The organism is Mesorhizobium sp. M6A.T.Cr.TU.014.01.1.1, from assembly GCF_004022765.1.
Lineage (GTDB): Bacteria > Pseudomonadota > Alphaproteobacteria > Rhizobiales > Rhizobiaceae > Mesorhizobium > Mesorhizobium mediterraneum.
In genome coordinates this window covers 1-4,440 of the sequence record NZ_RZPG01000060.1, presented here as the reverse complement: position 1 = coordinate 4,440, position 4,440 = coordinate 1, and the positions used below count along the sequence as shown (strand labels likewise).

Annotated in this window: 3 protein-coding genes; 2 read left to right on the top strand and 1 reads right to left on the bottom strand. The window is 63.9% G+C overall.

Annotated features, from left to right (window positions below; translation table 11 throughout):
• Nucleotides 1-397: 397 nt before the first annotated feature.
• Nucleotides 398-1,816 (bottom strand): MFS transporter, encoded by a 1,419-nt coding sequence (locus EN885_RS32870; RefSeq protein ID WP_128244386.1) that lies wholly within the window; start codon nucleotides 1,814-1,816, stop codon nucleotides 398-400.
• A 409-nt stretch (nucleotides 1,817-2,225) separates the two neighbouring features.
• On the opposite strand from EN885_RS32870, the gene guaB reads away from it, so the two are divergent.
• Both guaB and EN885_RS32860 read left to right on the top strand, forming a co-directional pair.
• Nucleotides 2,226-3,728 carry an IMP dehydrogenase gene (gene guaB, locus EN885_RS32865; RefSeq protein WP_095485726.1) on the top strand — a complete coding sequence of 501 codons (1,503 nt, stop codon included), beginning with the start codon at nucleotides 2,226-2,228 and terminating at the stop codon, nucleotides 3,726-3,728.
• A 25-nt stretch (nucleotides 3,729-3,753) separates the two neighbouring features.
• On the top strand, nucleotides 3,754-4,293 hold the full coding sequence (locus EN885_RS32860; RefSeq protein ID WP_164897609.1) for a hypothetical protein: 540 nt from the start codon (nucleotides 3,754-3,756) through the stop codon (nucleotides 4,291-4,293).
• The last annotated feature ends 147 nt before the right edge of the window (nucleotides 4,294-4,440 follow it).

Genomic DNA, 4,440 nt, shown 5'->3' with positions numbered 1-4,440 from the left:
GCATACTGGCCGCCTGCGCTTACAATCTGCGCACCATGATTGGCGTCCTCTATCCACCCGATGAGAGGCGGACATGAGGGAGGAGTGCGTCCACAATCCGGCAGGATGGCTGCCTAAACCGACAAAGGCCCCGCAAGGGCCGCGGAAAACCGCTCTGCCGGCCTTCAAAAAGGCCCCCACTGACCACCGAAATCCACTTCGCTCCCCGTGCAAAGCCCTCCTTGTGGGAGAAGGTGGCCTCGCGAAGCGAGGTCGGATGAGGGGTGTTCCAGCTTGGCGCAAACTCTCGTATACATCGGCAAAATCGCCAACGCCGCATTCCGTCCAGCACCCCTCAACCGTCTCGGCGCTGCGCGCCGATCCACCTTCTCCCACAAGGGGAGAAGGGAAGGAGTTCTCAACTCCCCGGTGGGCCCACCTCCAGCGCCTTCGGCGCTGTCAGCCCGCCATATCCCGACACCGCGTTGCCGGCGTCCGGCGCCAGCCGCATGAATGACAGCGATGCAGCCGCCGACACGGCGGCGACGATGAAGAACGCGATGTGGAAGTCGCTTAGCGTCAGCGGCCCGCCATGGATTGTCGTCGACACTTCCAGGATGCCGCCGGCCAGCGCCACGCCAAGCGCGATCGACAGTTGCTGGAACACCGCGGCGATCGGCGTTGCCCTGCTGGTGTCGGCGGTCGAAATCTCGGCATAGGCGAGCGCGTTGATGCCGGTGAAGAACATCGAGCGGATGAAGCCGCCGACGAGCAGGGCGGCGAGGATCAGCAGATAGGGCGTCTCCGGCGTGAGCAAGCCGTTAATGGCAATCGACGCCGCCGCGATCAGCGAGCCGAAGATCAGCACACGGCGGAACCCGGCGACCCTGAAGATCAGTGCCGTGACAAATTTCATGCCGATGGCGCCGATCGCCGCCACGAAGGTGAACATTCCCGATTGGAACGGCGTCAGCCCGAAGCCGATCTGGAACATCAGCGGCAAAAGAAAAGGCACGGCGCCTATGCCGATGCGGAACAGTCCGCCGCCGAGAACCGAGGAGCGGAACACTTGGTTGCGGAACAGATCGAGCGCCAGCAGCGGGTTCTTGGCGCGGCGCGCATGCAGGAGGTAAAGCACCGCTGCTACCAGCCCGACCGCCACCGTGAGAAAGCCGGCAATCGGCGGCAAGGCGGGCAGGCTGACCACCGACAGGCCGAACACGATGCCCGATGCCGCCAGCCCGCTCAGCACGAAGCCGACGAAATCGAGCGGCGGCGTCTGCGCCGATTCGGTTTTCGGCAGGAAGCGGGTGGCGAGCCAGATGCCGATCAGCCCGATAGGCACATTGATCAGGAATATCCAGTGCCAGGTGAAATAGGTGGTGATGAAACCGCCGACCGGCGGCCCGACGAGCGGCCCGACCAACGCGGGAATGCTCAGCCAGGACATCGCGGCGACGAGCTCGCTTTTCGGCGTGGCGCGCACCAGCACAAGGCGTCCCACCGGCGTCATCATGGCGCCGCCAATGCCTTGCAGGAAGCGCGAAACCACGAAAGCCGGCAGCGAATTGGATACGGCGCAAGCGATCGAACCGACGATGAACACGGCGATTGCCGCGCGAAACACGTTCTTGGCGCCGAAGCGGTCGGCCATCCAGCCGCTGATCGGAATAAAGACCGCCAGCGACACCAGATAGGCGGTCAGCGCCAGCTTGAGCGCGACCGGGCTGGTCTGCAGGTCGATGGCGATCGCCGGCAGCGACGTCGCGATGACGGTCGAATCCATGTTTTCCATGAAAAGAGCGACCGCCAGGATAAGCGGAATGGTGCGGTTCATGGAACGCGTCCGGATTGAATGTTCACCGCCGATTGCTTGCCGGTCCCTCGGGGGCAAAGGAGTGGGCAGGCAGGGCGGTTACCACGGCATAGGTCGGCTGTCGCCTTACTTTGCCGTCACATTTGTGCGACCAGGGCAGCGGTGCCAGTCCGGAGCCCTGCGGAGAATGGCGCCGAAACAAAAAACCCGCCTCGGCGGCTGGTCGCTGGCGCAAATCAGCACCATGAATAAATTCCTAGCATAGTTGCCGTCACAAAGCAAGGGTCACGAGCCCGCATACGTGCACAAGCAATCGGCTTTTCATCGGCGACGGGACGTGTTACGAGCCAGCGCCAATCCTGAAAGGGAAGAAGACGAGTCGGCGCTGTCCATCCGGTCCAGCGCTTTTCATGCATTCCGAGGGCTGGCCATGGCAAAAATTATCGAAACGTCCACGGGCGCGTTGGCGCTGACCTTTGACGACGTGCTGCTTCAGCCGGGTCATTCCGAAGTCATGCCCGGCGAGACCGATATCCGCACCCGCATCGCCGGCGACATCGACCTGAACGTGCCGATCCTTTCCGCCGCCATGGATACCGTCACCGAGGCGCGCCTTGCCATCGCCATGGCCCAGGCCGGCGGCATCGGCGTCATCCACCGCAATTTCTCGCCGGCCGAGCAGGCCGAGCAGGTGCGGCAAGTGAAGAAATTCGAATCCGGCATGGTCGTGAACCCCGTCACCATCGGCCCCGAGGCGACGCTCGCCGATGCGCTGGGCCTGATGCGCACCTACAGCATCTCGGGCATTCCCGTGGTCGAGAATGGCGGCGCTGGCGGGCATACGGTCGGACGGCTGGTCGGCATCCTGACCAACCGCGACGTGCGCTTCGCCTCCGATCCGGCCCAGAAAGTTTACGAATTGATGACCCGTGAGAACCTGATCACGGTCAAGGAGAACGTCGATCAGGACGAAGCCAAGCGGCTCCTGCACCAGCACCGCATCGAGAAGCTGGTCGTGGTCGACAGCGACGGCAATTGCGTCGGGCTGATCACCGTCAAGGACATCGAGAAGTCGCAGCTCAATCCGCACGCCACCAAGGACGTGCAAGGACGCTTGCGCGCGGCGGCCGCCACCAGCGTCGGCGATGACGGTTTTGAGCGCGCCGAGCGCCTCATCGATGCCGGCGTCGACCTTCTGGTGATCGATACCGCGCATGGCCACTCGCAACGTGTCCTGGATGCGGTGACGCGGGCCAAGAAGCTGTCCAATTCGGTCCGCATCCTGGCCGGCAACGTCGCCACCGCAGAAGGCACGCTGGCGCTGATCGACGCCGGCGCCGACGCCGTCAAGGTCGGCATCGGGCCGGGTTCCATCTGCACCACCCGCATCGTCGCCGGCGTCGGCGTGCCGCAGCTTTCGGCGATCATGTCGGCGGTCGAGACGGCGCAGAAATCGGGCGTCTCGGTCATTGCCGATGGCGGCATCAAATATTCCGGCGATCTCGCCAAGGCGCTCGCCGCCGGCGCCAGTGCCGCCATGATCGGCTCGCTGCTGGCCGGCACCGACGAGAGCCCAGGCGAGGTCTACCTGCACCAGGGCCGCTCGTTCAAAGCCTATCGCGGCATGGGCTCGGTCGGCGCCATGGCCCGCGGCTCAGCCGACCGCTATTTCCAGGCCGAGGTGCGTGACACGCTGAAACTGGTCCCGGAAGGCATCGAAGGGCAGGTGCCTTACAAAGGACCTGTGTCCGGCGTTCTGCACCAGCTTGCGGGCGGCCTGAAAGCCGCTATGGGTTATGTCGGCGGGCGCGACCTTGCCGATTTCCGCGACCGCGCCACCTTTGTACGCATATCCAACGCCGGACTTCGTGAAAGCCACGCCCATGACGTCACGATTACCCGCGAAAGCCCGAATTATCCCGGCGGAGCCTGACCAGCTTGCGCGAAGCCTGACGGCAATGATGCTGCGGCTGTCCCGCCACGCCGCCGCACTCTGTTTCGTCTGCGTGGCGGTTTTCGTCGCCATGACGGCGATGGAGTTCCTGTATTTCCGCCAGTTGAGCGGTGGCCTGCCGTCGCTCGATTTGCGCTGGACCGGTTTCACCCCGGATGAAGGCATGGCCTGGCTGACGGCGCTCGGCCGGCGCGGCAGCGAGATCATCCTGGTCTGGCATTATCTGACCTTCGACCTCTTGTTCCCGGCGCTGCTGTCGCTGACGCTGGTCAGCCTGATCCTGGCCACGGGGCGGCGGCTGAAGAATTTCCGGGCGCTGTCCGCGCAGCTCCAGTCGCTGTTCGCACTTGTCCTGGTGCTGCCCTACACGCTTGCCGATTATGCGCAGAACTTCGCGGTGGCCCGCCTGCTCTCAGATTTCCTGTCGGCCAATCCGGATTCGCTGTCCTTCGCCTCGGCGCTGATCGTCACCAAATTCGCGCTTCTGGCGATGCCGGTGATCGTCATCGCGGTTTTCCACCTGGCCGGTCAGAAACAGCGCTGACTCCCCTTCTCCCCTGGTGAGACCTTTGCACAGAAGCCGAACGGTGATTCTGTGGTGAAGGTTGGAGCAGGGAGATTCGGGATGGCGGATCGTGTTTTGGGTCAGTTGAGTCTGGCGGACGGTCTGGCGGCGTCGGATGAGACGATT